Here is a 25,889-nt window from a genome sequence, read left to right as displayed (position 1 = left end):
TTAATATGGGAAAATTGGAAGATTACATTAAGGAAGTTTCAAAATGGAATAAAGAGCTGCGGGGATTCTTAGAATCAGAGGATGTGGAAAAAAATAATGAACTTTGGCATCGGCTGGATAGTCTTACTGACATCATGGAAGGAATCAATGGTCAGCTTGATATACATGAGCTGGAAAGAATTCAGGAACAGGTAGATGAATTGCACTCTAATATGGAAAATTACTTTACTAATCGTCAGCAAGTTGGAAATATCAATGCGAATGAACCTTATATCGCTGCCGGAAAGCATACCCTTCCGCCGCTCCCATATGATTATAAAGCGCTTGAACCCTATATATCTGGTGAAATTATGCAGCTTCATCATGACAAGCATCATCAATCCTATGTGGATGGATTAAATAAAGCTGAAAATATGCTGCAAATGGCAAGAGATAAGGGGGATTACAGCCTTGTCAAACATTGGTCCCGCGAACTGGCTTTCCATGGTTCAGGGCACTACCTGCATACGATTTTCTGGAATAATATGAGTCCAAAAGGCGGCGGAAAACCATCAGGCGCATTATTAAAAGAAATCAATAAGTATTTTGGACGCTTTGATCGCTTCAAAGCGCATTTTTCTGAAGCCGCTCAGCAGGTTGAAGGTGTTGGATGGGCATTGCTGGTATGGTCGCCAAGGGCGCGAAGGCTTGAAGTTCTGCAGTCAGAAAGGCATATGCTTCTGACACAATGGGATACCGTTCCGCTTCTGGTTTTGGATGTTTGGGAACATGCTTATTATCTGCAGTATAAAAACAATCGCGGCGATTATGTGAAAAAATGGTGGAATGTAGTCAACTGGAAGGATGTTGAGGATCGGTATCTTAAAGCCTCACAGCTAAAATGGAAGCCATATTGATTCAGGTTGAGGGAAACAGTATATGCTGTTTTCTTTTTTTTAGAGGACAAGATCTATCTGCGAACAGCAAGACAAGTTTTACTAATTAGTCATATCACTACTTGTCCGGCATAAACTTGTACAAACAAAGAAAAGCCTTTTGGCGCCCATTTTGCATAGCTAAGGAGCGTTCACTGCTTACAATTAAAAAACATCCATAAAAGGAGACGGGGTTTTTGCAATGAAAATCTTAAACAGGCTAATGGCCGTATTGTTAGTTGCAGCTTTAGTGATGACGAATATTCCGCAGAAGGCAGAAGCTTCTGTTTCTGTTAGTGCTCGAAGCGCAATTTTAATGGATCAGGATACTGGGCGTGTCCTCTTTGGGAAGGAAGCAACTAAAACCAGAAGAATTGCAAGCATTACGAAAATCATGACCGCCATCCTCGCGATTGAATCTGGAAAATTGAACGATATGGTTAAAGTAAGTGAACAGGCTGTCAGAACTGAAGGGTCGTCCATTTATCTAAAACCTGGAGAAAAAATAAAGCTTGAAGATTTGGTTTACGGACTGATGCTGCGTTCAGGAAACGATGCTGCAGTTGCCATTGCTGAGCATGTTGGAGGCAGCCTGGATGGTTTCAGTTTTCTAATGAATCAAAAAGCTGAAGAAATCGGGATGAAAAATTCTCACTTTGCCAACCCGCATGGATTGGATGACCATGAAGACCATTTTTCAACTGCCTATGATATGGCTTTATTAACAAGGTATGCCATGGAAAATGAAAAGTACCAGGAAATTACAAGTACCAAAGTGCATAGAGCTCCAAATCCGAATGAAAGCTGGGACCGAGTGTGGAAAAACAAAAACAGATTGTTTACAGAGATGTATGAGCATTGCACTGGGGGGAAAACAGGGTACACAAAACGGGCAAAAAGAACCCTTGTCACAACTGCATCAAAAGGAAATCTAAACCTGATTGCTGTAACCTTGAATGGGCCCGATGATTGGAACGATCATATCAATATGTATGAGACAGCATTTAAGAATTACGATGTTGTTGAGGTTCTCCCGCAGGGAACAATTAAGGATGTGGAAGATAACTTCTATAAAAATAAAATATATTTTAAACACCCATACAGCTACCCTGTGACAAATGAGGAAAAAAATGATTTCAAAATTGATTTCAAACTGCTCAAACCAAAAGAAGAGTGGAGGGAAATCCGTAAGATCCCAGAAGTTGTCGGTCATGCAACTGTATACTTTGATAATCAGCCAGTTAAGAAACTTCCTATATATTATAAGCAGGAAAAGGGAAAAGAAGATAAATCCTTCATGGACTATTTTAGGAGTTTATTTACTTCAATCGCCGGAGTGAAGAAAGATGGTTAATATTATTTGGGTCATGCTGACGGCAATTGGGATTCTTTTTGCCATGATGAATGGGACCATGAATGAAGTAAATGAAGCGATATTTAAAGGTGCGAAAGAGGCGGTTACACTTTGTATCGGGTTAATCAGTATCCTTGTTTTTTGGCTTGGCATGATGAGAATTGCAGAGGATGCGGGCCTCTTGAAAAAATTGGCTTTACTTTTCCGGCCCATTGTAAAAAAGCTTTTTCCAGAAGTTCCAAATGATCATCCGGCGATGGGGTATATTCTGTCCAACATGATGGCCAATATGTTTGGCCTAGGGAATGCAGCAACACCGCTTGGCATTAAGGCTATGGAGGAACTTAAAGTGTTAAATGGGGGAAAAAATGAAGCAAGCCGATCAATGATTACTTTTTTGGCTATCAACACCTCCAGCCTCACGTTAATCCCAACAACCGTCATCGCGATCCGCATGAATTATAGCTCAGCCTCTCCAACTGAAATCGTGGGACCTACTTTAGTGGCCACCTTTTGCTCTACATTGGCGGCTATAATGATAGATCGGTATTTTTATTATCGAAGAACCCGTAAAGGATGAGGTATAAATGGAGATCATAACGGTTATCTCACTCTGGTTTATTCCAGTTTTAATAGGATTCATATTAGTATATGGCACCTTTAAACGCGTGCCTACATATGAAAGTTTCGTTGAAGGGGGCAAGGAAGGAATTAAAATCGCCGTTTCAATTATCCCCTTTCTTGTTGGCATGCTTGTGGCAATCTCAGTTTTCAGAGCATCTGGCGCATTGGAATACTTTATGGATTCTATCAGGCCGGGCCTTATAGCGGCAGGGATACCTCCTGATATCATTCCTTTGGCAATTATTCGCCCAATTTCAGGAACAGCAGCTCTTGGAATGACCAGTGACCTGATCGCTGTCCATGGGCCTGACTCTTTTATTGGAAGGCTGGCTTCTGTTCTGCAGGGGAGTACAGATACTACGTTTTATGTATTAACTGTTTACTTTGGTGCTGTTGGAATCAAGAAAATGGGGGATGCTTTAAAGGTTGGCCTGCTGGCTGACCTGGCAGGAATCATTGCTGCAATTGTTGTTGTAACCCTTGTATTTGGCAGTGTATAAGGTATTGTCCCAGAAATTGTTTCAATAATTCATATACATTTAATAATAAAGATTTATAAAAAAGATACCAGCAAGAGGTATCTTTTTTATAATTTCAGAATTTATATCCTTTTGAACTTAGATAACTGTCTAGCTCCAGGCGCCTACTCCCTCGAGGTCGTAAGCCAAGCCCTTCCAGAAGGAAGAACACCTTCTTGCAGGGCTTGTCTTATGCCTGTCGTCCCTGGGCAAGTCGCCCTGCGCTTTTCTTATATAATCTTCCAACTAAAAGATCCTGAATTCAAACTGCTTGATTTGATTATGGTTTGCTTTGAAAACTTGATCAATTGTGTCATAATTCATTAGGAGTGAAAAAAGTATGAAAATCAGTTATTAAATCTATGAGGTGACATAAATGGAAAGATTGCAAAAAGTCATTGCCCACGCAGGGTTTGCTTCCCGAAGAAAAGCTGAAGAGCTTATGGCTCAGGGACGTGTAAAGGTTAATGGAAAAACAGTCAGGGAATTGGGCATAAAAGTGTCACAATCTGATCGAATAGAAGTTGATGGCATTCCTGTTGAAAGAGAAGAGCCTGTTTATTTTCTCCTTTATAAGCCAAGAGGTGTAATTTCAGCGGTAACCGATGATAAGGGCAGGAAGGTTGTAACAGATTACTTTGAAGGTATTAAACAAAGAATTTATCCTGTAGGCAGGCTGGACTATGATACTTCAGGCCTGTTGGTTCTTACCAATGACGGCGAATTTGCAAATTTGTTAATGCACCCAAGTAATGAGATTGAAAAGGTCTATGTTGCTAAGGTAAAAGGGATACCATCAAGGGAAAGCGTAAAAAACCTTCAAAGAGGCATCGTGCTAGAGGACGGAAAGACAGCCTCTGCTAAAGCAAAGCTTTTATCAATGGATAAGAAAAAGCAAACAGCCATTATTGAGATGAGCATTCATGAAGGGCGTAATCGGCAGGTAAGAAGAATGTTTGAGGCGATCGGCCACCCAGTTTTGAAACTTAAAAGAGAAAGATACGGGTTCCTGACTCTGCAGGGATTGTCAGCTGGTGATGCGAGGGAGCTAACAGCCCATGAGGTAAAGCAGCTGCGTACTCTCGCGATGAAGAAGAAGTGATATTTGGCTGACTTTCTTCTGAAAAATTCATAGAAGTGTCACAGTTGCGCTGATTTGTTAATAATGTGGGCATGTTGAAAAATGATATAATAGGAAACAGCTGTTCAGGCTATTCATGATCCTAAGTTGCTACATAGGTAATCTGATAAAATTGTTAACAAAGTTGAATCTGACTTTTGGCTCCTTGCGAGTGATTTATGATTAAGGAGCCGCGCTTAGGGAGGTAATTATAGATGAAAAAGCAGCGACTGGTAATAAGAACAGTCATTTTGCTTGTCCTTGGTGCTGCCGTGGCATATACACTATACGCAAACTTTACGAAAGATCAGGTGCAAAAGGTTGCTGTCGGGGAAAAAGCGCCGGATTTTGTACTGACAGATTTGGAAGGGAATAAGCATCGGCTTTCTGATTACGAAGGTCAAGGCGTTTTCCTGAACTTTTGGGGAACCTGGTGCAAACCCTGCGAAAAAGAAATGCCATATATGAACAATCAATACAAAGAATTTAAAGACCAGGGTGTTCAGGTCCTTGCAGTTAATGTTGGAGAAACAGACCTGGCAGTGAATAAATTTTCTGATCGCTACAATTTATCTTTTCCAATTGTAATTGATAAGGATGGCCCTGTTCAATCGGCTTACGGAATTAACCCGCTGCCTGCCACCTTCCTGATTGATAAAGATGGAAAGGTTGTCAAGTATATTACGGGAGAGATGAATGAAGCAACGATTAAGGACTATATGGAACAGATTAAACCATAAGTTACGGGGAGTTTTAATATATGAATGAAGTAAAATGCGAATGCGGTCATGTAAATCCGCATGGTACTGTTCTCTGTGAGTCATGCGGAAAGGTATTGGAAGAAAAAGAAAAAGAAAAGAAGCTTCTGGATATGAGGTATGAGGGAAGTGCCCGCCGTTCGCAAACTTATAATAAAACAATGATTGATAAGATTTGGAATTTTTTCTCATCTGTTAAGGTTGGAGTCTGGCTAATTGTTATTACGCTGATTGCTTCTGCGCTTGGAACAATACTGCCGCAGGAAATGTATATCCCTCCGGTCATGCCTGCTGCAGAATACTATGAAGATCAGTATGGATGGATAGGCAAAGTCTATTATGATCTAGGTTTCCATAACCTATACAGCTCATGGTGGTACCTAATTTTGATAGCTTCCATCGGAATTTCCCTGGTGATCTGCAGCCTTGATAGGGTTATTCCTTTATACAGAGCTTTAAAAAAGCAGAGGGTAAGCCGGCATGAAAGTTACCTTCAGCGCCAAAGGGTGTTTGGAGTTTCAAAGATAGTTGAAACGGATCAAGCATTTACGATGGCAAAAGAAAAATTAAAAGAAAAGAAATATAACATTAGAGAAGAAAATGGAAACCTCCTGGCAGAAAAAGGGCGATTTTCAAGATGGGGTCCGTACGTCAACCATGTGGGACTGATCATTTTCTTAATTGGCGGCATGCTGCGCTTTGTTCCAGGGATGTATGTAGATAAAATTTTATGGATTCGGGAAGGTGAAACAAAGGTTATTCCTGAAACCAATGGTGAATATTACTTAAAGAATGAAAAGTTTATACTTGAAGTCTATGATAAAGAGAAGGATAATGAAGTATTTGATGAAGCGATTGATAAAGCGGGAATGGTAGCAAAAAACTATCAATCAAATGTCACTCTTTATAAAAAGAGTGGAGATGCAGTTGCAGGGGAAGAAGCGAACCTTGAGAAAGTTAAGGACTTTGAAATTAGAGTAAACGAGCCGCTGAAATTTGAAAACTTTGCATTATACCAAGTTGATTATAAACTTAATGAATTGAATAAAATGTCTTTTGCCCTGACTAACAAAAAAACAGGTGAAGAATATGGAGATTTGACTGTAGATTTAAATGATCCACAAGATGCCTATGATTTGGGCAATGGCTATAAAGCAGAAATCGTCAGCTTTTTCCCTGATTTTGAATTCGATGAAAACGGGGAGCCGGTAACGAAGTCAAGAATTCCGAATAATCCTGCCTTTGTTTTTAAGATGTTTACACCTGATAATCCGGATGGCGAGATAAGCTTTGTTGCAATCAGGCAGACAATCGAACCGTTTGGAGATAATGAATACAAGATGGCATTCAAAGGTGTAGATACTAAAAATGTCTCAGCTTTGACAGTACGGAAAGATTTGACTTTATGGATCATCGCATTGGGCGGTGCCATATTTATGATCGGTGTTGCTCAGGGGTCCTACTGGAATCATCGCCGAATCTGGCTTCGCCGTGTTGATGGCGAGGTGTGGGTAGCCGGCCACACAAATAAAAACTGGCATGGACTTAAACGGGAAATAGATGCAGCGTTGGATGGAACTAGTATCGAGATGCCTGAAGACCAGCTGCAGAAGCAAAGTGAAAAGAAAGGCTAAGGAGGAATCGGAGTGGTTAGTTTAAGCAGCAATTTATTATACACAGCTTTTATCCTCTATTTAATTGCTACTGTCTTTTTTGCAGGCTCCATTAAAGATAAGAATAGAACAAATAGAGGGCCAAACAGATGGGCATCTATTGGGTTATGGATTTCCATTATAGGGTTTATTGCTCAGCTGGGCTATTTTATTACGAGGTGGATCGCAGCCGGGCATGCGCCAGTCAGCAACTTATTTGAATTTACTACGTTCTTCGGCATGTCGCTTGTAGGTGCATTTATTATTCTTTATCTAATATATAAAACACCTATTTTGGGAGTTTTCACACTTCCGGTAGCATTGATTTTGATCGCATATGCAAGCATGTTTCCAAGAGAGGTTTCACCGCTTATCCCGGCATTGCAAAGTGATTGGCTTCATATTCACGTTACTACTGCCGCGGTAGGTCAAGCTATTTTGGCAGTAAGCTTCGCTGCGGGAATTATTTATCTGGTAAAATCTGTTGATCAGAGAAAGCAAAGCAAACAGAGATTCTGGCTTGAAGCAGTGATGTTTGGATTGGTTTGTACACTTGGCTTTATCATTATTAGTTCAACGTTTTCTGCTATGGGTTACAAGGCAGAATTTAATTGGATTGATAAAAATGGGCAGGAGGCTGTCCTTGAATATCATATGCCTGCTTTAACAGGACCAAATGAGGGACAGTTAGTGACAGATGGTAAGTTTAAACCATTAGCTGAAATGCCCCCAATAATAAATGCGAAAAAATTAAATACAGTTATATGGTCATTAGCTTCAGGGATAATCCTTTATTTGGTTTTAAGAGCAGTGCTCCGAAGAAGGATTGGGGAAGCGCTTCAGCCCTTAACGAAAAATATTAATCTTGATTTAGTTGATGAGATTGGCTATCGTTCAGTACTAATCGGCTTTCCGGTATTTACGCTCGGAGCTTTAATTTTTGCAATGATTTGGGCGCAAATTGCCTGGACACGTTTTTGGGGCTGGGATCCAAAAGAAGTATGGGCGCTTATTACGTTCTTATTCTATGCTGCATACCTGCATCTTCGCTTATCCAAAGGCTGGCATGGTGAAAAGTCAGCTTGGCTGGCTGTAATAGGATTTATTATCATCATGTTCAATCTTGTTGCAGTTAACCTCGTTATTGCAGGTTTGCATTCCTATGCCGGATCATAAATAATAGGAGCCTTCACTTCACAATAGTGAAGGCTTTATTTTAAACTCATTTATTTCTTTATTAAATATTAGGGGGATTTGTGAAAAATGGAAAACGAAGTGAAGATTTTAGTCGTCGATGATGAAGAAAGAATTCGCCGATTATTAAAAATGTATCTTGAGCGGGAAAATTATACGATTGATGAGGCAGAAGATGGAAATCAGGCTTTGTCGAAGGCTTTGGCTAATGAATATGATCTTATACTTCTTGACTTGATGATGCCTGGGAAAGATGGGATTGAAGTATGCAGGGATTTAAGAGAGAAGAAAGCTACTCCTGTCATTATGCTAACAGCCAAAGGTGAAGAAGTTAACCGGGTACAAGGATTTGAAGTGGGTACGGATGATTATATTGTCAAACCATTCAGCCCAAGAGAAGTTGTTTTGCGTGTTAAGGCCTTGCTTAGGAGATCGTCAAAAACGACTTATCTTCAAACAGAAACTTCCGCCAAGGACATTATTGTATTTCCGTATCTGACAATTGATAACGATGCACATAGGGTGTTGGCAGATGGAAAAGAAGTAGGTCTTACTCCAAAGGAGTATGAATTGCTGTACTTCCTGGCAAAAGCACCGGATAAGGTTTTTGACCGTGAGCAGTTGCTGAAAGAAGTATGGCATTATGAATTTTTTGGTGATTTAAGAACAGTCGATACCCATGTTAAACGCCTGCGCGAAAAACTAAACAAAGTTTCCGAGCAAGCCGCCAGAATGATTGTTACTGTATGGGGCGTTGGATATAAGTTTGAGGTCATTAATGAATGATGCTATGGAAGAGTGTAGTAGGTAAGCTTTGGGGGACCATCCTCTTATTAGTATCCTTTGTTTTACTTATTTTAACGATTATGCTTTTGGAATTTTTCGAGAACTATCACATTAATGAAACTGAAAAAGGACTGACCAATACAGCCCATAAAATCACCAGAATCCTGAAAGAACATGATCGAGATGTCGGGCTTGAAATTTCCTGGGAACTGGTTGATGACGTAACAAAAGTCGTAATTATTAATTCACCGACAGAGTATTATTACTCTCCCAATCATACCGATTCAGTGAAGCTGCCGATATCTTATTTGACTGAAGAAGAAGATTTAAGTGAGGTCTTCACTGAAAATAAAACAGTTAAAAAAGAATCTTCCGTCCACCCGGATTATGCTGGTGCATCATCCGAAAATGAAAGCAGATTATTGATTATTGGTGTTCCTTTTGAAATGGATGACAGCAATGGAGCAGTATTTATCTATCAGTCAATTGAAGTTATGCAGGAAACGACCAGGTCTACTACAAAATTTATTTTGCTTGCTGCCGGAGTGGCGATTATCTTAACGACAATTTTTGCATTCTTTTTATCTACAAGGATTAACGCCCCGCTTCGAAAGATGAAAGAGGCTGCTTTTGAGGTCGCCAGAGGGAAGTTTGATACTAAAGTACCAATTCTGACAAATGATGAAATTGGTGAATTGGCAACTGCATTTAACCAAATGGGCAGGCAGCTGAAATTTAATATGAATGCGCTTAGCCAGGAAAAAGAGCAGCTTGCCAGTATTTTAAGCGGCATGGCAGACGGTGTTATTACTTTTAACAGAGATGGAACCATCCTCATCACAAACCCGCCTGCAGAACGTTTTTTGCAAAGCTGGTTCTATGAACAGGGTGAGTTAAATAATACAGAGGCTGTCCCATCTCAAGTAATGGAACTTTTCCAGCTGGCAGTCAACACGGAAAATGAACAGGTAGGAGAAATTTCGATTCAAGGACGTTCTTGGGTAATCATTGTAAGTCCTCTTTATAATAATAAGTTCATTCGTGGCGCTGTGGCTGTCATAAGGGATATGACAGAAGAGCGCAAGCTAGATAAGCTGCGAAATGATTTCATAGCAAATGTTTCACACGAACTAAGGACGCCTATTTCTATGATGCAGGGCTATAGTGAGGCCATTGTGGATGATATCGCTGGAACGGATGAAGAGAAAAAAGAAATGGCAAGTGTCATATACGACGAATCCTTAAGGATGGGAAGGCTTGTAAATGAACTGCTGGATCTTGCCAGAATGGAAGCTGGTCATATTCAGCTGACAAGGGAAGAAATAGAATTGGATTCTTATCTCCAGAGGATTGTCAGGAAGTTTCAAGGCTTGGCGAAAGATAAAGATATCGTTCTGGAATATGACTCGAAATGCACTGGAATACGCTTATCTTTTGATCCTGACCGAATTGAACAAGTAATGACTAACCTGATTGATAATGCAATTCGCCACACTCCTGAGAATGGAATAGTAAAAGTAACAGTATTTAATGAAGACCGAGGCTTATATATTGAAGTCAAAGATTCTGGTTCGGGCATACCGGATGAAGATCTTCCATTTGTGTTTGAACGCTTTTATAAAGCCGATAAAGCAAGGACCAGAGGCCGTTCGGGAACCGGGCTAGGGCTCGCTATTGCGAAAAATATTATTGAAGCGCATAAAGGCCATATCACCGTGCAGAGCAAGCTTGGACAAGGTACGACATTTTCATTTTTTATTCCTCGAAATGAAGGATAATATCGAGAAATATGACGATTGTTCTTGATACATGGGAAACATTTCGAAATTAAATAGGACTGTAATGTATACAGCAGATTGGGAAGGAAATGCCCTGCATATCCTTTCTTTTTTTATGATGTATATTCCTTGAGCTAGGGTGATTGAGGCAAAAGAAAACACTTCAGAAGCTGAAGATAATCCTTTTACTAAGGGAAGGCTTTCAAGAATTTTCTTCACAGAAACAAGCATAGCTTGTTTTAAGACTCTTGCACTATTCTGCAAAATAATAATATAGTTAAGCTGTAACTTTTTTTAGAGAGAAAACGACTATTTTATTAAACGGGGAGGGGAAATCCATGGACTCCGTTTTTGATGAACTTTATAAAAAATACCACCATGACGTTTTTCAATTTCTTTTTTATATGGTCAAAAACAAGGAACTTGCTGAGGATTTAGTCCAAGAGGTTTATATAAGAGTATTAAAATCTTACGAACGGTTTGAAGGGAAAAGCAGTGAAAAGACATGGCTTTTTTCAATTGCACGCAATGTAGCTATTGATTCCTTCCGGAAACAAAAGGGATGGAAGCAAAGGATTTTGGAGAAATTTGACTGGTCGACCCAGCAAGTAAAGGATGAGTTCCCCTTGCCTGAAGAGATGGCTATGCAAAGGGAAGAGATTCAGCTAATCTATCGCTGTCTGGATCTTTGCACAGTTGACCAGCGGCTCGTGATTATTATGAGATATATCCATGAACTTACCATTGCTGAGGCAGCCGATGCACTAGGCTGGACTGAAAGCAAAGTAAAGACTACTCAGCATCGGGCGTTAAAGGTTTTGAAGAAGCATATGGAAGACATTTTGGCAAAGGAGGGGAAGGATAATGAGGAAGTCGGAGTTGAGCGATGAGCAGATTGAGCAATTACTAAGCCAGATGCCAAAAATAAAAGATAGGCGCAATTCGAGGGAGATTTACCAAAATATTGAATTGAAGCTCGAAAAACGGAAGCAAAGAACGTGGATCCTGCCAACTGCAGCCGCAGCCGCTGCCTTGCTCTTATTTTTCATAATTGCCCCAAGCCTTATGAATTGGCAGGACTCTGCCGATAAGTCAGTTGAAATTCAAGCGGATCAGTCATCATCCTCTGCTGAAATTGCAAGTGAAAATAAAATGTTTGAAGCAAATGATAATCAGGCTGAGTTAGGATTAAAGGAAGAGATTGACGAGAATACTACAGGACAATTGGATGAGGCATCTCAAAATGAGGCAGATATAAAGTCAAAAGATCAAATCAGCTTGAGGTCTGCGGGTGCTGATACTAGTGCAACGGCCGTTTATGAAGAGGATTTGGCTGGGAAGGAACTATTAACTTATGCTATTCCTGACCAGAGTGCTCAAAATATTGTTCCCGTAAGCGTTCTGGTTGAAGAGGATTCTGCTAAGTCCAAATTTCAATTATTTGATGAAAACATGAGCAGGCTTACGGAAGAGAAATGGGGATTACTTGATTATTATCCTTTGAAAGCAAAATTTAGCTATAACCAGGAAAATAGATCTTTGACTGTGGATGTACCTAAGGATCACCCTTACAGTATATCTTCTACTACAGAACTGCAGCTTGAAAGAGTATTGGCAAATGTTATGGGCAGTCTTGATATTGAAAAGATTAACCTGGCCACAGAGGGGCAGAAGGGCATTGAATTTAGTCATTTTGGCTATAGGGAAGAGTTTGTCCCGGAAACAGGCAATGGGAACTTAATATACTATTTTCTGTATCCAAAGGGAGAATATTCTAAACCCTTTATGGTTCCTTTAAGGGAAAAGCTGAATTCTATCAAAGATGCTTTAAGAGCTATGAAGGAGAATCGTATTAATGATAATCTGCAGGCATCCATACCTGAGGATCTTAATTTTGAGGCAGAGGAATTACAGAAAGGGAAGCTGATGATCCGCTTTGAGAGTGAATCAGAAATTGTTGATAACGAATCAACCCTTCATGCAATTGAGGCCATTTTGCTGACTGCGAAGGAATTTGACTTCAACACTGTAAAGCTGGAGAATGCTGATGTTGATAAGATTGGAAAGTTTGATCTAACAGCGGAATTAAAAGTGCCGGTAGCGGCAAATAAGCGCGAATTGCCAATTAAATAGGCAGCCAATAAGGCTGCCTATTTAATTTGTATGCGGAAAAATCCCCCTTTTGCATAAAAAACCCGAGACTTGAAGTATACTAACAAATGTGCCTTTGGAACCAATAATCAAAAATGTCAGTTCTAAAAAAGTACAAGCGATCATAAGTTGAATTGGAGAGCGGCAGAAACAAAATCAGGTACTCAATCTCAGCTAGTGTTTCAAGCTAACATTATAGGAGGAAAAGGATGAGGGATTACATTAGGCGTTTCTTTATTGCAGGGATAATGGCATTATGTGTTGGCCTATTATTTCTGGGAGGGAAACAGACCAAGGCTGCAGAGTATAATGTCAAGAAACTCACAGAGCACTGGATGTGGCCTGCAGATGGTGTCATTACAGATACGTTTGGGACAAGGCGTGGCCATCACAAGGGAATCGATATTGCTGCTGAATCCGGATCTCCGGTATATGCTGTCGATTCCGGAGTGGTATCCAAATCTTATTTCTCAGAAACCTACGGACATGTAGTTTTTATTAAACACAGAAATCAAACAGAAACCGTCTATGCCCATATGAACGAGCGCTTGGCCGCCAATGATGAAAAGGTTGCACAGGGACAGAAAATAGGCACGATGGGGAGCACGGGGGATTCTTCTGGAGTGCATCTTCACTTTGAAATACATAAGCGAGAATGGACAGTTGATAAAGTAAATGCAGTAGACCCTTTTTTAGCTTTTGGGAGCGAAAAAATTGGACATCCTGTGTACGCTGCGCTAAATGATAAAAAAGCACATGAGGTTTCTGCTCAAATATCCAAGATGGAACCTGTACAAAATATAACACAGGAAAATGAAAATATTAATGATGATAGAGCTAAGGAAAATCCTGGAGAACAGGCTATCCACGTTGTTAAGCCTGGTGAAACACTATGGGAGATTGCTGAGCAATATAATTTATCGGTAGATACAATTGCAAACTTTAATAATATTAAAGAAAATAAAATTCTGGAGGGACAAAAACTGAAATTAAATTCGGAAAATCTTAAGCAGTATATGGTGCGTAATGGCGATAGCCTCACACTGATTGCTACAAGTAATCAAACAACCGTTCAAGAGATAAAAGAATTAAATAATCTTCATTCTGATACCATTCAAGTTGGACAATTGCTAATTATTCGTAAAAATAAATAGAATATGATTGCATCGCTTTACTCTCTTAAAGTATAATGGGTAAAAAACTTGAGGGAGTTGGAGAGATGCTGACGGATTATCATAATCATCTTGAAAAAGGGACATTGAGCCTTGAATATTTAAAGAAATTTACAGATGCAGCAGCCCAAAAAGGAATAGGGAGCTTCGGTATTTCAGAGCATGCCTATCATTTCTATCAGACAGCAGACATTTTGCAGAATCCATGGGTAAACGAAAGACGCTATTACGATATGAAAGACTATGTAAATGTATTTCATGAAGCATGGAGAAACGAAATAGATGTAAAAATGTCAATTGAAATGGATTATACACCAGGAAAGCACGATGAAATGGAGAAATTTATTAATAGCTACTCATTTGATTACGTAATTGGATCGATTCACTGGGTAGGGGATTTTGGTATTGACCTCGCGGAGTTCAGAAAAGAATGGGATAAAAGAGATCTTTATGATGTTTACAGAAAGTATTTTGACCAGGTCGTTACCTTGGCACAGTCAAATCTATTTGATATTGTGGGTCATCTTGACCTCGTAAAGATTTTCAAATATGTTCCTGCTGATGAAGAATTTTTGCTTGAACAATATGACCGTGCGGCAAATGCCCTGGCAGAGTCAAAGACCTGTGTTGAAATAAGTACCGCAGGTATACGGAAACCAGTAGGTGAACTATACCCGGATAAAAGATTGCTGCAAAAATGCTATGAAAAAAATATACCAATTGTCCTTTCCTCCGATGCGCATTTTCCGGAGCATGTGGGAGCTGACTTTAACCAGGCGCTTTCACTTGCAAAAGATATCGGATACAAAACAATTATGACATTCTCCAAAGGAGAAAGAAAAGAATACCCGCTGGGATAAAAGAAGGATGGCTTTTGCCATCCTTTTTTATGATATCGTAATTTATATCCTTTTGAACTTAAATAAAACGATATAAATTTAAAAAAACTCCCCTTCAACCGTGAAAGGGAGCAGTAGCTTAACATTTTTAAAATATAACAAAAATTCTATTCGTATTTAAGCGGATTGCCATCGAACGCATCGTCAGCTACTTTAATAGAGTCAGTTGGGCAGCCTTCAAAAGCATCCATCATATCATCAATTAATACATCTGGAATTTCAACAATTCCCTGGTTATCATCAAGGGTAACGAATGCAATGCCTTCGTCATCATAATCATAAATGTCTGGTGCAGCTGCTCCACATGCACCACACGCGATGCATGTTTCTTTGTCAACAATCGTATACTTTGCCATGAAAAAAACCTCCCAAGATTTAAACAAATAATCTCCCATCTTTTTAGATGGTAACTCATTCCTCATTCCTATTGTAAAACTGTATGGGCAACTTTTCAATAGGAAATGTATTGAGAATGCTTATCACAACAGGGTTTCCGCTTAATTTACCCTAATTAAAATATTTAAAACGCTATGCTTAATTTCTTTCATGATAAAATGAAAAAGAAAGAACTTAATGATTGCAGTACTAAAAAGTTGTCCAGCGGAGTTTCGATTAAGCACTCTGGTCTAAGAGCATTTTTAATTTACAGCAGCTGATAAGGTGGAAAACATGAAAAGAGCATACTTACAAATCATCATATTATATTGTCTGAAAAAATTGCAGGGCCAAAGGACGATTTATTCCATTTTGCATTTACTAAATGGCAAGAAATCTTCGCAAACGATCCAGGATGCCCATTTGTTTCAGTTAACCCGTTTATTTAAGACATTTGAGCAATTATCCCGGGATGAACTGGATCGTTATACTGAAGACATGGAAAGACAAAGCTGGATCAGTAACAATGAAATTGGCCATTATACGATAACACCAGAAGGGGAAAGAATTTTGCAGGATGTTCTTTTAAAATGCCCTCTTCCTACTTCCCTGAACGGCTGGAAACATCATAAATCCACAGATGTATTTTGGGGCAGGCTTTCTCTTCTCGTTCAGGTAATATCACATTTGAATAATCATCATACTAAATATCTTCCGGTTCAGAAAAAAACATCAATACATAAATGGTTAAAAAGTTTTCTCTTAACTTCAGGATCTGCAAGGAATGAAGTTGGCATTATTTTATATAAAGAACTTCTGAAATGTTTTGAGGGTCTTTGCGATATAAGTCCTGCGGTTCTTACATTAAGGCTTACCGGCCATAATCGGATTGGCCTTACAGCTGAACAGGCTGCAGAACAGCTGGGGCTAGGTCTGGCTTATTATCGTATTCAGTTTCTCGCAGCACTTCATTACTTGATGGAATGCGTTGGAAGGAACCCGGGCAGTTTTCCTTTAATGGATAAAGTATTGTCGGGACTAGATGAGTCAATCCCTTTAACACTGTCAACGGAGAAAACCTATAATCTTTTAAACCAGGGTCTAAGCATAGATGAAATAGCCAAGATTAGAAGGCTTAAGAGAAGCACAATTGAAGACCATGTGGTTGAATTAGCATTAAATGTAAGCGGTTTTGATATTACACCATACGTTTCGAATAACATACAGGAATCTATCCTGCATGCAGCACACCGTTCTAATTCAAGGCAGTTAAAACATATTCGCCAATTAATTCCTCAAGCGGAATATTTTGAGATAAGATTAGTATTGGCAAGGTTTGGAGAAGGAAAATGAAATTAGAAACGATATTAAAGCAAAGATTTGGCTATGCATCTTTTAGGCCTGGCCAGAAAGAAGTTATTACGTCCGTGCTTTCCGGAAAAAGTACTGTTGCTATGCTTCCGACAGGTACAGGAAAATCTCTTTGCTACCAGCTTCCTGGTTATTTGCTTGAGGGCCAGGTGATTATCATATCACCTTTGCTCTCCTTAATGCAGGACCAAGCTGAGCAGTTAATGCTGAATGGGGAAAAAAAAGTGATTGCTTTCAATTCTTTTTTAACCCATGAGGAAAAGAAGCAGTCCCTTATGAATTTAAGCAAATATAAATTTATCTTTATCTCACCCGAAATGCTCCATTTTGAAGCAGTCCTCAATCGGTTGAAAAAATTGAAAATTGCTTTGTTTGTGGTTGATGAAGCCCACTGTATTTCGCAATGGGGATACGATTTCAGGCCGGATTATCTTAAGCTTGGCGAGATAAGAAAGCAGCTTGGAAGACCGCTTACAATGGCTTTGACTGCTACAGCCACGCCCGAGGTAAAAGAAGATATTAAAAAATCGCTATATATAACAAGCAGTAATGAATTTATTTTTTCTGTTGACCGCCCCAATATTTCACTAAAAGTAGAACATTTAAGCAGCTATCGTGAAAAAAACGAAAGGCTGGTCGAACTGACTAAACGCCTTCAAGGTCCGGGAATTATTTATTTTTCCAGCAAAAAGATGGCAGAACAGACTGCTGAACACCTGAAAAAACATGGAATTGGCAGAGTGATGTCATATCATGGAGGAATGAGTCAGGAAAATAGAATCCTGGTTCAGCAGCAGTTTATCCATGGACAGCTTGATTTGATATGTGCCACAAGCGCATTTGGGATGGGGATCAATAAAGAAAATATTCGTTATGTCATTCATTTTCATATGCCCCTTCAGATGGAATCTTATCTGCAGGAAATTGGCCGGGCTGGAAGAGACGGAGATAATAGTATTGCCATTTTCCTCTATGCCCCAGGTGATGAACAGCTTCCTTATCAGCTCGCTGAAAGTGAAGTGCCTGATGGAATCCAGCTAGATTGGATCAAGGGGTGGCTAAAAGAGAATAAAGGGGTATTGGCCAATCTTTCTCAATATGAAGAACAAATCAGGCTTCTTTCCGGTTTAACAGAAACCCAGTGGAGAGTTTTTGAGGATTCATTTCACCGAAAATACAAAATGGGACTCGAAATTGAACGAATCTTTGATGAAATGAAGACTTATAATCAGATTAGGCTGGAGTCAAAGAGGCAAAGTATTGAAGAAGTTTATAGATGGATCAGCATCAATAAATGTCGCCGACAACATATTCTCTCTCATTTCAATGAGAAAAAGACAGAAGTTATTGAAAATTGCTGTGATATTTGTGGCTTAGAATTTAACTTTTTTACACAAAAAAATAATAAAGAAAATCAGGAAAATCTCCTATATGATTGGAAGAATCATTTACAGGCGCTCCTAATTCCTGGCGAGTGAATAAAATGAAGAAAAATTATACAGACATTATAAGGGATTTGACTGATAAAGAGCTATTGTTTCATCTTTATATTACGCAAATTTTGTTATTAATCATTTCTTTTATTCTAGGTATTTTATTATTCGATAGTCTCTCAGATTTTTTAGACCTGTTTAGGTGGAATGACTTAAACATCCTCCTGGTGGGGGGAACGGCGGGAGTGGGAGTTGTTGCATTTGATCTAATCATGATGAAGCTGCTCCCGGAATCCCTGTATGATGATGGTGGATTGAATGAACGTATTTTCAAAAAACGCAGCCTGCTTCATATTGCAATAATAGCTGCAGTGGTTGCTTTCTGCGAAGAATTATTGTTCAGAGGTATTATTCAGACACACTTCGGCCTGGCTATTTCAAGCCTTATCTTTGCACTTGTTCATTATAGATACTTATTTAATTGGTTTTTGTTTATAAATATCATTACATTAAGCTTTTTTATAGGTTATATTTATCTTGTAACAGAAAATTTGCTTGTTACGATAATAATGCACTTCCTTATTGACTTTTTGTTGGGAGTCATGATACGAATAAGCCATTCTAGAACCATTGACGAGAGTGTTAGTGATAAGAGTGGAATCAATTAACAAAGGACCATTTAGAGGCTTGTAAAAGCCATTTTGATTTGGCATCAGCTTTATTGAATCGGAGCGAGTCTCATGCGAACGATGTTGACTCATGGAAGGCATAATACAAGTCCAGCGGGAAAAGTATGTTTTGGGGAGCTGGCTTCCGGAACACGCGCTGAAAAGTTCTAGAATACACAGGACAGTAGCCGACCAACACTAAAGCCACAAAATTAAAATTGCTTCTTATGAATATTTTTACAGGAAGGGATGTTACATGAATAAAGAAGGCCCGTACAGGGATCAAGCTGAACGGCTTCGCAGGAAGATTGATAGAAAGCTAGAGTCGGATAGCAGTGGACAAAAAGCTGCCTTGCCTCCTAGAAGCAGGATTCACCAGGAAAAGAGGAACAAGAATAAATGGAAAGTTAAATACCCTGTAATCCGATTGCTCTCTCTGTTTTATATCCTTCTTCCCATTACCATTTTCAGTATCTATAGTTATCTAAGCAAAGAGAAGGGCATGGGAGTTGCGGAAGAGGCTGCTTCAGTTGAAACAGGTTTTGAAACGGTTGGGTATGCGCCAAGAGATGCTGACAAAGGGACAACCATAGAAGTAAGAGAAGAAAGTGGAGAGCTGGGCTCCCCTGGGCAGGAGGCTTTCTCCGAAGAATATGTGGAAGAAAAAAAGCATCTTGAGACTCAAACTTCTTCACAGATCGATGATTCTGAAGATAAGGGTTCTGCAGTTCAGCTAAAGCAGGAAGAACAGCAAAAAGAGGTTGAAAAAGAAAAAGCTGCTGCAGAAAACTCAGAGAAAATAAAGGGTCAGGAAGAGCCAAAGACAGAAGGGAAAATCATATATCACACGGTTAAGCCACAGGAAACCATCTTTCGAATAGCCATGAATTACTATAAATCACAGGCAGGCATTGACATTATCAAGCAAGCTAATAACTTGCAATCGAACGAAATTCAGACAGGCCAAGTTTTAAAAGTACCGCTGAATCAATAGGTTCATCTTCAAAAATTCCTAGGTTGAAAGCACTCCTGCAGATTGAAATGGTTTTGCCTATCCAGTCATATAATGTAGTACAAGCTCATACATTATTATGAAAGAGGAGGGAGAATGTTGGAGTCGCCGATTAGAATGCTTGATGACCGAACCGATCAGGCTACACGAAAAATGCTTGAAAAAGTTGTGGAGAGAAAGCAAAAGTTTGATAAGTTCAAATCCTGGCATTTGATTTCCATGTGGGCAACTGTTTTTATTTTATTTTTATTCTTTCTGTATATATACAAAACAGTAATGGAGCCTTTTTCCTATTCTTTCGCCTCCATGTTCTCAGCTTTTGTCAACCATTCTGCAAATTTCTATTTGCTTGTTTTTACGGTTGGCTTTTACGGGCTGATGAATTTGCTGAGAGAAAAAAGGGAGAAGGCTGAAAAAGAATTTCATGCTTTAAGATGTGAAATTATCGATAAGAGCAAAGATCTGTGGAAAAAAGAAGATGAATGGAAAAATCGGCATACCGTTTTTGAAATGATGAAGAAAAATTATGATATTAATCTTTATCATGAAAATAAATAGCTGGGAATCATCAAAAAAGAAGCAGCCACAACTGCTTCTTTTTTGCAAAGTAAGACGTTTTGAACTCAGATAACTGTTTAGCTCCACAAGGAACACTTCGACAGCTTCATCATCGCAAAATTAAAAGCGGAAGCTTTTTGGAGGAGCGCCTGCCCCGTCAAGGTCACAAGTTGGGGGTGGCAAGGCCTTCCGCTTTTTTTTTATATAAGTATGTTAAAAGAACTTTTTCTTATCCCGCTCTTCTTTAAGGATTTCTACCGCTTCCCTGAATCGCTGTGAATGAATAATTTCCCTTTCCCTTAGAAAGCGCAGTCCATCATTCAAGTCTGGGTCATCGCTCATGTTGATTATCCACTGATAAGTTGCTCTGGCCTTTTCTTCTGCCGCAATATCTTCATAAAGATCTGCAATAGGATCTCCCTTGGCCTGAATATACGAAGCAGTCCAAGGCACACCTGCAGCATTATGATAGAACAAGGCGTTATCATGGTTAGCATAATGAGCGTCGAGCCCTGCTGCTTTCATTTGTTCCGGGGTGGCATCCTTGGTTAGCTTATAAACCATGGTAGCTATCATTTCCAAGTGAGCAAATTCTTCAGTGCCTATGTCTGTTAATAGGCCAATAACCTTGTCTGGTATTGTATAGCGCTGATTTAAGTACCTGAGAGCGGCGGCAAGTTCCCCATCAGCGCCTCCATATTGCTCTATCAAAAACTTGGCCAGCATCGGGTTGCATGTACTAACCCGGACTGGATATTGCAATTTCTTTTCATATACCCACATCTTTTTTCAACCCCTCCCTGAACTTTTGCTTTACTTTATTACCCTTTTTAATACGTAATCAGTTATCAGCGCCTTCATTTGAAGGCGCTTGGTCAATTATTAAACTTGCCATGGCCATGGAGCATCGTCCCAATTCCAAGGCTGGCCTGAATAGCTGTGGCCGAATTGCATTAAAGGCCCATATTTGCTTTCAATTGTATTTCTCAGCTTTTTCCGTTCTTTTGCAAAGTGGTTGAATTGCTTTATGGCGTCTGCATCGTTATTGTGGGTGTCAAGATATAGAGTCAAATCCACTAACACAAAATCGACTGCCTGAAGCTGCTCGAGAAGCTGGTAGTACTCAGCTGGCATTTGTTTCATGGCTGCTGCCCCTCTCTAGCCTTTTCATAAGGACTGTACCAGGGATCGTAAAAAGCTTTCCATAAGGTGCCTGCCCGTAAAGCTTGCATAGGTGTGAATTGTTCAAGGCCTGGCGGCTGAAAGCCCATATAAAGATTTGGAGGAGTTGAATAGCTTTTCACAGTTATTGGTTTGCATGGATCAAAAGGGCTTACGTAAGGGTGCCAGGTTTTACGGAGCGTGTTCATATTTAATCCCTCCTTAATTGTGCGTCATTCAATTTTATGAGTGTTATTAGGAATTCATGTTTGTTTTATAATAGAAAAAAAGGGGATATCACAAAAGATGGCGTAATTATAAATGGGACATATTAATTACTTTGAGGTGATGGCAATGTTTGTGAAAAGTATCATGATACCCAATCACGCTTGTTATACAATTGGTCAGGATGAAACTTTAAAAGAAGCGCTGGCAAAGCTCGATGAGCATCAAATTGATGGACTTCCTGTAGTAGAAGGAGATCAATATGCAGGAATTATCACCAGATATGCTATATATGAGAACTTCTTTTCAGCAGGAAAAATAAAGGAAGATTTTATGAGTGCAACATTAGTGAAAGAAATTGCCGCTCATCAGGAGCAATTTCTTGAGGGGAATGAAATTTTCGAAAAAACGTTAATGGCTTTGAAGGATTTTCCACTTCTTGCCGTACTTGGAGAAAAACGGAAATTCCTGGGAATTGTTACTCGCTTCGATGTACTTGCCCAATTCCAGTCTGCTTTTGGCACAAATCGTTCAGGTGTTAGAATTGCCTTTACATCTGTAGAATCAGAAGGCCGGATTGCTAGATTGGCAGAAATTGCCCATTATTTCCATGAGCATATTATATCCCTGGTTACATTTGATGAAACCGATAAACTGGTCCGCAGAATTGTAATGAAAGTTGAGAAAAACAACAACCTGAATAAATTTATCAGCAAACTCGAGAAATCAGGCTTCCGTGTCTTGGATATTACAGAAGATTAATCCTGAATATAGTCAACAATACAGTTCCTTCTCATACAATTTGTATGGGAGGGATTTTTGTGTATTATCAGGTGTTGAAGCTATTGACTGGCTTAATAAGCGGTTTTTTATTTATAAAGGTTTTTCCTTTATCGGTCCCGATGAGCTTATCAGATATGATTGTCATCTTCGTATTGGAACCGGGCGGTTTTTTCTTGGGTATGGTATTTTTTATTATTTCTTTTCTGGCAAACGCTGAACTGATCAGAAGGGGTATTGAATTAACAATCTCGCTAATAAAAAATAATAAAACACAGCTCCCTGAACTTTTGATTAGTTTAACAATTATTATAAGCTTTTTTATTTTGTCATCCATTTCAATATGGGAAACGATTGGGCTTTTCTTTTTCTCGGTAATCTATGGTATTATTTCTTTAGATTTCAAGAAATTGAATTTTGCTGAGGATTATAAATAAAGAAGATTTAACGCAGGAGGAATTATGGTTTATTTAATTGCTTTATTTTTCATCGGCGGTGCAGGATTATTGATATACATGTATATGGAGGCTTTCGCGGACAGAGTTTTATATAAAGAGCTTTCTTTCTCCGAATTCCCGGATAGCTTCGGAGAAGTAAAGCTTTTTTTTATTTCGGATATTCATAGGCGGCTTATTTCCGAAAAGATGATTGATGAAGTCAAAGAGAAAAAACCTGATATGGTCATTATCGGCGGAGATTTGCTGGAAAAGGGAGTCTCTTTTGAAAAAGTTAAGAAAAATGTCTTGCTGCTAATGAAAGCAGCACCGGTATATTTTGTTTGGGGAAATAATGATTACGAAGTGGATTATCATGAGCTTGATGCACTGCTTGTGGAGTGTGGTGTAAAAATTCTGGATAACACAGCTTTATCCTTTGAGTCACCAGTGGGTGATAAGTTTGTTCTAATGGGAACAGATGATCTTAGCAAAGATAGGGATAGGCTGGATCTCGCCCTCTCAGATGCAGGTTTAAGCGGCTTCCGTGTGCTGGTAAGCCATGATCCCAGAATCGTAAATGAGATAGAAAAAGAACATAATATTCACCTGGTGCTGAGCGGGCACACGCATGGCGGGCAAATCCATATATTAGGGTACAGCCCTTATGAAAAGGGACGGGTTAAGGTCTTGCCGCAAACAACCATCTTAATCAGCAATGGCTACGGAACAACTGGTGTGCCACTTCGGCTTGGTGCTAAAGCTGAAACCCATTTCATCACAATAAAGTTTGGTTAATTCATGAAGGCTATTCAAAACCATGTCAAAATTTGCACATATATAGCTAACTTCTATAATTATTAGTGAATGGAGGGCTGAGCATGTCACATGAAGAAGGAAAATATAATATCAAGGCTGTATCAAAAATGCTCGGCATTCAGCCAGGCACTTTAAGGGCATGGGAAAGGCGCTATCGAATTGTTGCACCTAAGAGAAATGAATCTGGCCACAGGCTTTATACAGAAGGGCACGTAAGAATTCTAAAGTGGCTGCTGCATAAGGTAAACCAAGGTTTTTCAATTAGCCAGGCAGTTTCACTGTTTGAAAACAATCAATTAAATACAGAGCCTCTTCAGTTTGAAAAGGAAGGTGACAGATGCAGCATCATAGTAACTGAACTGCTGGAATCACTGCTGCAATTCGATGAGGCCAAGGCACATGATTTAATTAACCAGGCGTTTAGCATATTTACCATTGATAAGGTGTTAGTTGACATATTAGCCTCATTGCTTGTAAAGATTGGAAATCTCTGGGAAGATGGCAAAATGACAAGTGCACATGAACACTTTGCATCATCTATTTTAAGGTCCAGGATTGGGATGATTCTGCATTCTTTTCCCCATAATTCCCTATTGCCAAAAGCAGTTGCGGTTTGCGGTCCGAAAGAGGCTCATGAACTGGGTCTTTTGATCTTTACTTTATACTTAAGAAGGAATGGCTTTGAAGTGGTCTATTTGGGGCCAAGCATTGCAGACGGGGATATTTATACTGTAGTCGATATCGTAAAGCCAAAGTTTTTATTCTTTTCTTGTACTATGAAGGCAAATGTCCCCGAAACTCTTGCACTGTCAGAGAAGCTGACTGAAATGTATGGGACCCTAAATGTGGGGGTCGGAGGCTTCGCTATTCAGAGCATTCCTGGGGAAGAGAAAGAAAGATATAAGAAATTCATTCCTGGAAGGTCAAAGGAAGACTGGGAAAAATGGATAAAAAGGCACTTACCTTAGCCGTGCAAATAGCCGTATTTTTGCCCGCATTTAAAAGGAAGACGACTCACAAATTTTTGTGAATATCATACACTAAATCAAAGAGTTGGTTCAGGGCAGGGGGCTTATTATGCGCTTAGAACGTTTAAATAGTAATAAGATAAAAATCTTTCTAACATTAGATGACTTAACAGAGCGAGGACTTACAAAGGAAGATGTCTGGAAAGACTCTTTAAAATGGCATCAGCTGTTCCATGAGATGCTTGAAGAAGCAAGTGAGGAGTTTGGTGTTGATATTCAAGGTTCAGTTGCGGTAGAAATTTTTTCAATGCAGGCGCAAGGTATGGTCATGATTGTAACCATGGATGAGCATTTGGATGAAGAGCTCCTAGAGGATGGGTTTATTGAAATGCAAGTAACGGTCGATGGCACCGAGGATATCTTATTTGAATTTCAGGACATTGAAGATGTCATCGATATGGCTAAAAGGCTTCACATTGTTCATATTGACACAGGGAGTCTATATGCATATAAGGAAAGATATTATTACCATGCTGATGATATTTCCGGTGAGGATATTCAGCGGGCGATTGCAATATTAGCTGAGTTTGGAAATCCTTCATTGACAAGTCCCCACCTTTTACACGAATATGGCAAATTGATCATAAAAGGAGAAGCAGTAAAAAAACTTATTGAGTTTTTTTCACAGAGTAAGAAAGTATAAAAATTTGAAAGCCGATAACTGTCCAGCGCAAGCAGCCTACCCCCTCGGGTCACAAGCCGATACTTCCAAAAAGGCAAAAAATGCCCTTCTGTAAGGCCCGTCTTGTGCTTTTTGGGGGTGGGCAAGGCCTTGCGTTTTTCTTATTACAATGCTTTTCTTTTAAATACTCATGAAACATGAGAAATTGGGGTAAAACAAGGATAAGTAAAAGAACTCTTAAATCTGTGAAACTGCCTTTCCTTTCCATGGGAATCCCGGCTTGAAAATGGAGGTTTTCTTTGAGTGCAAGAGGGAAAAAAGGGAATAGGATAAACAGAAAATTCCCTTTAAAATCAACATTGGCAACGGTTTCAATAAAATATCAAAAAGTGCGGAAAAGTGCAGTATTATTCTTGCATTAATTAAGCAAAAGTGTATACTATTCCATGGAAGCGGACAACTATTGAAAGTGATTTTTCTAGG

28 protein-coding genes are annotated in these 25,889 nt (G+C 39.4%); 24 read left to right on the top strand and 4 right to left on the bottom strand.

Translation table 11 applies throughout. The features are described 5' to 3' along the window. Nucleotides 1-5 precede the first annotated feature (5 nt). The 14 genes from NCCP133_RS00925 to NCCP133_RS00860 all read left to right on the top strand — a co-directional run bounded on the left by NCCP133_RS00925 (nt 6) and on the right by NCCP133_RS00860 (nt 14,881). Nucleotides 6-896, top strand: a complete 891-nt coding sequence (locus NCCP133_RS00925; protein WP_264803089.1) for a superoxide dismutase — start codon at nt 6-8, stop codon at nt 894-896. Nucleotides 897-1,116: 220 nt separating this feature from the next. Further along, complete coding sequence (locus NCCP133_RS00920) at nt 1,117-2,268, top strand: D-alanyl-D-alanine carboxypeptidase family protein (protein ID WP_264803088.1); 1,152 nt, start codon at nt 1,117-1,119, stop codon at nt 2,266-2,268. Then, nucleotides 2,261-2,848 (top strand): nucleoside recognition domain-containing protein, encoded by a 588-nt coding sequence (locus NCCP133_RS00915; RefSeq protein ID WP_264803087.1) that lies wholly within the window; start codon nt 2,261-2,263, stop codon nt 2,846-2,848. The genes NCCP133_RS00920 and NCCP133_RS00915 overlap by 8 nt, the downstream gene beginning before the upstream one ends. 7 nt (nt 2,849-2,855) lie before the next feature. Next, the gene (locus NCCP133_RS00910) at nt 2,856-3,392 is read left to right on the top strand and encodes a spore maturation protein (RefSeq protein WP_264803086.1); all 537 of its coding nucleotides are present in this window, start codon (nt 2,856-2,858) and stop codon (nt 3,390-3,392) included. A gap of 394 nt (nt 3,393-3,786) precedes the next feature. After that, nucleotides 3,787-4,512, top strand: a complete 726-nt coding sequence (rluB, locus tag NCCP133_RS00905; protein WP_264803085.1) for a 23S rRNA pseudouridine(2605) synthase RluB — start codon at nt 3,787-3,789, stop codon at nt 4,510-4,512. 233 nt (nt 4,513-4,745) lie between these two features. Further along, a complete protein-coding gene (resA, locus tag NCCP133_RS00900) occupies nt 4,746-5,270 on the top strand; it encodes a thiol-disulfide oxidoreductase ResA (protein WP_264803084.1) in 525 nt (174 codons plus the stop codon). Between the two features lie 20 nt (nt 5,271-5,290). Beyond that, on the top strand, nt 5,291-6,922 hold the full coding sequence (resB, locus tag NCCP133_RS00895; protein WP_264803083.1) for a cytochrome c biogenesis protein ResB: 1,632 nt from the start codon (nt 5,291-5,293) through the stop codon (nt 6,920-6,922). A gap of 12 nt (nt 6,923-6,934) precedes the next feature. Next, on the top strand, nt 6,935-8,116 hold the full coding sequence (gene ccsB, locus NCCP133_RS00890) for a c-type cytochrome biogenesis protein CcsB (protein WP_264803082.1): 1,182 nt from the start codon (nt 6,935-6,937) through the stop codon (nt 8,114-8,116). Between the two features lie 87 nt (nt 8,117-8,203). Beyond that, nucleotides 8,204-8,920, top strand: coding sequence for a response regulator transcription factor (locus NCCP133_RS00885; protein ID WP_264803081.1), 717 nt, complete (start codon nt 8,204-8,206; stop codon nt 8,918-8,920). Continuing rightward, nucleotides 8,917-10,698, top strand: coding sequence for an ATP-binding protein (locus tag NCCP133_RS00880; RefSeq protein WP_264803080.1), 1,782 nt, complete (start codon nt 8,917-8,919; stop codon nt 10,696-10,698). Before NCCP133_RS00885 ends, NCCP133_RS00880 begins: the two co-directional genes overlap by 4 nt. A gap of 338 nt (nt 10,699-11,036) precedes the next feature. Then, entirely contained in the window at nt 11,037-11,588 is a 552-nt protein-coding gene (sigX, locus tag NCCP133_RS00875) for an RNA polymerase sigma factor SigX (protein WP_264803079.1), read from the top strand. Continuing rightward, on the top strand, nt 11,563-12,831 hold the full coding sequence (locus NCCP133_RS00870; RefSeq protein WP_264803078.1) for a hypothetical protein: 1,269 nt from the start codon (nt 11,563-11,565) through the stop codon (nt 12,829-12,831). Before sigX ends, NCCP133_RS00870 begins: the two co-directional genes overlap by 26 nt. Nucleotides 12,832-13,058: 227 nt before the next feature. Next, complete coding sequence (locus NCCP133_RS00865) at nt 13,059-14,003, top strand: M23 family metallopeptidase (RefSeq protein WP_264803077.1); 945 nt, start codon at nt 13,059-13,061, stop codon at nt 14,001-14,003. 65 nt (nt 14,004-14,068) lie between these two features. Continuing rightward, the gene (locus tag NCCP133_RS00860; RefSeq protein ID WP_264803076.1) at nt 14,069-14,881 is read left to right on the top strand and encodes a histidinol-phosphatase; all 813 of its coding nucleotides are present in this window, start codon (nt 14,069-14,071) and stop codon (nt 14,879-14,881) included. 146 nt (nt 14,882-15,027) lie between these two features. Here the strand turns inward: NCCP133_RS00860 and NCCP133_RS00855 are convergent, their stop codons facing one another. Then, on the bottom strand, nt 15,028-15,276 hold the full coding sequence (locus NCCP133_RS00855; RefSeq protein WP_264803075.1) for a ferredoxin: 249 nt from the start codon (nt 15,274-15,276) through the stop codon (nt 15,028-15,030). Nucleotides 15,277-15,589: 313 nt separating this feature from the next. Here NCCP133_RS00855 and NCCP133_RS00850 point away from each other — a divergent pair, with 313 nt between their 5' ends. From NCCP133_RS00850 to NCCP133_RS00830, 5 genes are all read left to right on the top strand, one after another. Further along, nucleotides 15,590-16,648, top strand: a complete 1,059-nt coding sequence (locus NCCP133_RS00850) for a helix-turn-helix domain-containing protein (protein WP_264803074.1) — start codon at nt 15,590-15,592, stop codon at nt 16,646-16,648. Continuing rightward, nucleotides 16,645-18,144 (top strand): RecQ family ATP-dependent DNA helicase, encoded by a 1,500-nt coding sequence (locus tag NCCP133_RS00845; protein ID WP_264803073.1) that lies wholly within the window; start codon nt 16,645-16,647, stop codon nt 18,142-18,144. The genes NCCP133_RS00850 and NCCP133_RS00845 overlap by 4 nt, the downstream gene beginning before the upstream one ends. A gap of 5 nt (nt 18,145-18,149) precedes the next feature. Then, nucleotides 18,150-18,767 (top strand): CPBP family intramembrane glutamic endopeptidase, encoded by a 618-nt coding sequence (locus NCCP133_RS00840; protein WP_264803072.1) that lies wholly within the window; start codon nt 18,150-18,152, stop codon nt 18,765-18,767. Between the two features lie 256 nt (nt 18,768-19,023). Continuing rightward, nucleotides 19,024-19,761 carry a LysM peptidoglycan-binding domain-containing protein gene (locus NCCP133_RS00835; protein WP_264803071.1) on the top strand — a complete coding sequence of 246 codons (738 nt, stop codon included), beginning with the start codon at nt 19,024-19,026 and terminating at the stop codon, nt 19,759-19,761. Between the two features lie 117 nt (nt 19,762-19,878). Continuing rightward, entirely contained in the window at nt 19,879-20,337 is a 459-nt protein-coding gene (locus NCCP133_RS00830) for a YpbF family protein (protein WP_264803634.1), read from the top strand. Nucleotides 20,338-20,550: 213 nt separating this feature from the next. On the opposite strand, the gene cotJC is transcribed toward NCCP133_RS00830, so the two are convergent. The 3 genes from cotJC to NCCP133_RS00815 all read right to left on the bottom strand — a co-directional run bounded on the left by cotJC (nt 20,551) and on the right by NCCP133_RS00815 (nt 21,707). Next, nucleotides 20,551-21,120, bottom strand: coding sequence for a spore coat protein CotJC (gene cotJC, locus NCCP133_RS00825; RefSeq protein ID WP_264803070.1), 570 nt, complete (start codon nt 21,118-21,120; stop codon nt 20,551-20,553). Between the two features lie 99 nt (nt 21,121-21,219). Continuing rightward, nucleotides 21,220-21,480, bottom strand: coding sequence for a spore coat protein CotJB (locus NCCP133_RS00820; protein ID WP_264803069.1), 261 nt, complete (start codon nt 21,478-21,480; stop codon nt 21,220-21,222). Then, the gene (locus NCCP133_RS00815) at nt 21,477-21,707 is read right to left on the bottom strand and encodes a spore coat associated protein CotJA (RefSeq protein ID WP_264803068.1); all 231 of its coding nucleotides are present in this window, start codon (nt 21,705-21,707) and stop codon (nt 21,477-21,479) included. Before NCCP133_RS00815 ends, NCCP133_RS00820 begins: the two co-directional genes overlap by 4 nt. 145 nt (nt 21,708-21,852) lie before the next feature. Between NCCP133_RS00815 and NCCP133_RS00810 the strand changes: the two genes are divergently transcribed. The 5 genes from NCCP133_RS00810 (at nt 21,853) to NCCP133_RS00790 (ending at nt 25,427) form a co-directional block, all read left to right on the top strand. Continuing rightward, nucleotides 21,853-22,485, top strand: coding sequence for a CBS domain-containing protein (locus tag NCCP133_RS00810; protein WP_264803633.1), 633 nt, complete (start codon nt 21,853-21,855; stop codon nt 22,483-22,485). Nucleotides 22,486-22,544: 59 nt separating this feature from the next. After that, nucleotides 22,545-22,940 carry a hypothetical protein gene (locus NCCP133_RS00805; protein WP_264803067.1) on the top strand — a complete coding sequence of 132 codons (396 nt, stop codon included), beginning with the start codon at nt 22,545-22,547 and terminating at the stop codon, nt 22,938-22,940. A 24-nt stretch (nt 22,941-22,964) separates the two neighbouring features. Continuing rightward, nucleotides 22,965-23,735: a metallophosphoesterase gene (locus NCCP133_RS00800; protein WP_264803066.1), complete on the top strand. Its 771-nt coding sequence runs from the start codon at nt 22,965-22,967 to the stop codon at nt 23,733-23,735. An 83-nt stretch (nt 23,736-23,818) separates the two neighbouring features. Further along, on the top strand, nt 23,819-24,724 hold the full coding sequence (locus tag NCCP133_RS00795) for a MerR family transcriptional regulator (RefSeq protein ID WP_264803065.1): 906 nt from the start codon (nt 23,819-23,821) through the stop codon (nt 24,722-24,724). Between the two features lie 109 nt (nt 24,725-24,833). Beyond that, entirely contained in the window at nt 24,834-25,427 is a 594-nt protein-coding gene (locus tag NCCP133_RS00790) for a genetic competence negative regulator (RefSeq protein WP_264803064.1), read from the top strand. Nucleotides 25,428-25,889: the final 462 nt, after the last annotated feature.

It is taken from the genome of Cytobacillus sp. NCCP-133, assembly GCF_026011715.1.
Taxonomy (GTDB): Bacteria; Bacillota; Bacilli; order Bacillales; family Cytobacillaceae; genus Cytobacillus.
Note: the sequence above shows the minus strand (reverse complement) of the source record. Positions and strands in the feature narration are given on the sequence as shown.

What these genes read in the sequence shown, in the direction of transcription:
- NCCP133_RS00810 (WP_264803633.1), top strand. Translation starts at nt 21,853, where the DNA reads ATGTTTGTGAAAAGTATCATGATACCCAATCACGCTTGTTATACAATT.
- NCCP133_RS00910 (WP_264803086.1), top strand. Translation starts at nt 2,856, where the DNA reads ATGGAGATCATAACGGTTATCTCACTCTGGTTTATTCCAGTTTTAATA.
- NCCP133_RS00845 (WP_264803073.1), top strand. Translation starts at nt 16,645, where the DNA reads ATGAAATTAGAAACGATATTAAAGCAAAGATTTGGCTATGCATCTTTT.
- rluB (WP_264803085.1), top strand. Translation starts at nt 3,787, where the DNA reads ATGGAAAGATTGCAAAAAGTCATTGCCCACGCAGGGTTTGCTTCCCGA.
- NCCP133_RS00855 (WP_264803075.1), bottom strand. Translation starts at nt 15,276, where the DNA reads ATGGCAAAGTATACGATTGTTGACAAAGAAACATGCATCGCGTGTGGT.
- NCCP133_RS00865 (WP_264803077.1), top strand. Translation starts at nt 13,059, where the DNA reads ATGAGGGATTACATTAGGCGTTTCTTTATTGCAGGGATAATGGCATTA.
- NCCP133_RS00885 (WP_264803081.1), top strand. Translation starts at nt 8,204, where the DNA reads ATGGAAAACGAAGTGAAGATTTTAGTCGTCGATGATGAAGAAAGAATT.
- NCCP133_RS00920 (WP_264803088.1), top strand. Translation starts at nt 1,117, where the DNA reads ATGAAAATCTTAAACAGGCTAATGGCCGTATTGTTAGTTGCAGCTTTA.
- NCCP133_RS00880 (WP_264803080.1), top strand. Translation starts at nt 8,917, where the DNA reads ATGATGCTATGGAAGAGTGTAGTAGGTAAGCTTTGGGGGACCATCCTC.
- NCCP133_RS00800 (WP_264803066.1), top strand. Translation starts at nt 22,965, where the DNA reads ATGGTTTATTTAATTGCTTTATTTTTCATCGGCGGTGCAGGATTATTG.
- resB (WP_264803083.1), top strand. Translation starts at nt 5,291, where the DNA reads ATGAATGAAGTAAAATGCGAATGCGGTCATGTAAATCCGCATGGTACT.
- NCCP133_RS00850 (WP_264803074.1), top strand. Translation starts at nt 15,590, where the DNA reads ATGAAAAGAGCATACTTACAAATCATCATATTATATTGTCTGAAAAAA.
- NCCP133_RS00820 (WP_264803069.1), bottom strand. Translation starts at nt 21,480, where the DNA reads ATGAAACAAATGCCAGCTGAGTACTACCAGCTTCTCGAGCAGCTTCAG.
- sigX (WP_264803079.1), top strand. Translation starts at nt 11,037, where the DNA reads ATGGACTCCGTTTTTGATGAACTTTATAAAAAATACCACCATGACGTT.
- NCCP133_RS00915 (WP_264803087.1), top strand. Translation starts at nt 2,261, where the DNA reads ATGGTTAATATTATTTGGGTCATGCTGACGGCAATTGGGATTCTTTTT.
- NCCP133_RS00870 (WP_264803078.1), top strand. Translation starts at nt 11,563, where the DNA reads ATGAGGAAGTCGGAGTTGAGCGATGAGCAGATTGAGCAATTACTAAGC.
- NCCP133_RS00815 (WP_264803068.1), bottom strand. Translation starts at nt 21,707, where the DNA reads ATGAACACGCTCCGTAAAACCTGGCACCCTTACGTAAGCCCTTTTGAT.
- cotJC (WP_264803070.1), bottom strand. Translation starts at nt 21,120, where the DNA reads ATGTGGGTATATGAAAAGAAATTGCAATATCCAGTCCGGGTTAGTACA.
- NCCP133_RS00835 (WP_264803071.1), top strand. Translation starts at nt 19,024, where the DNA reads ATGAATAAAGAAGGCCCGTACAGGGATCAAGCTGAACGGCTTCGCAGG.
- NCCP133_RS00860 (WP_264803076.1), top strand. Translation starts at nt 14,069, where the DNA reads ATGCTGACGGATTATCATAATCATCTTGAAAAAGGGACATTGAGCCTT.
- NCCP133_RS00790 (WP_264803064.1), top strand. Translation starts at nt 24,834, where the DNA reads ATGCGCTTAGAACGTTTAAATAGTAATAAGATAAAAATCTTTCTAACA.
- NCCP133_RS00925 (WP_264803089.1), top strand. Translation starts at nt 6, where the DNA reads ATGGGAAAATTGGAAGATTACATTAAGGAAGTTTCAAAATGGAATAAA.
- NCCP133_RS00840 (WP_264803072.1), top strand. Translation starts at nt 18,150, where the DNA reads ATGAAGAAAAATTATACAGACATTATAAGGGATTTGACTGATAAAGAG.
- resA (WP_264803084.1), top strand. Translation starts at nt 4,746, where the DNA reads ATGAAAAAGCAGCGACTGGTAATAAGAACAGTCATTTTGCTTGTCCTT.
- NCCP133_RS00795 (WP_264803065.1), top strand. Translation starts at nt 23,819, where the DNA reads ATGTCACATGAAGAAGGAAAATATAATATCAAGGCTGTATCAAAAATG.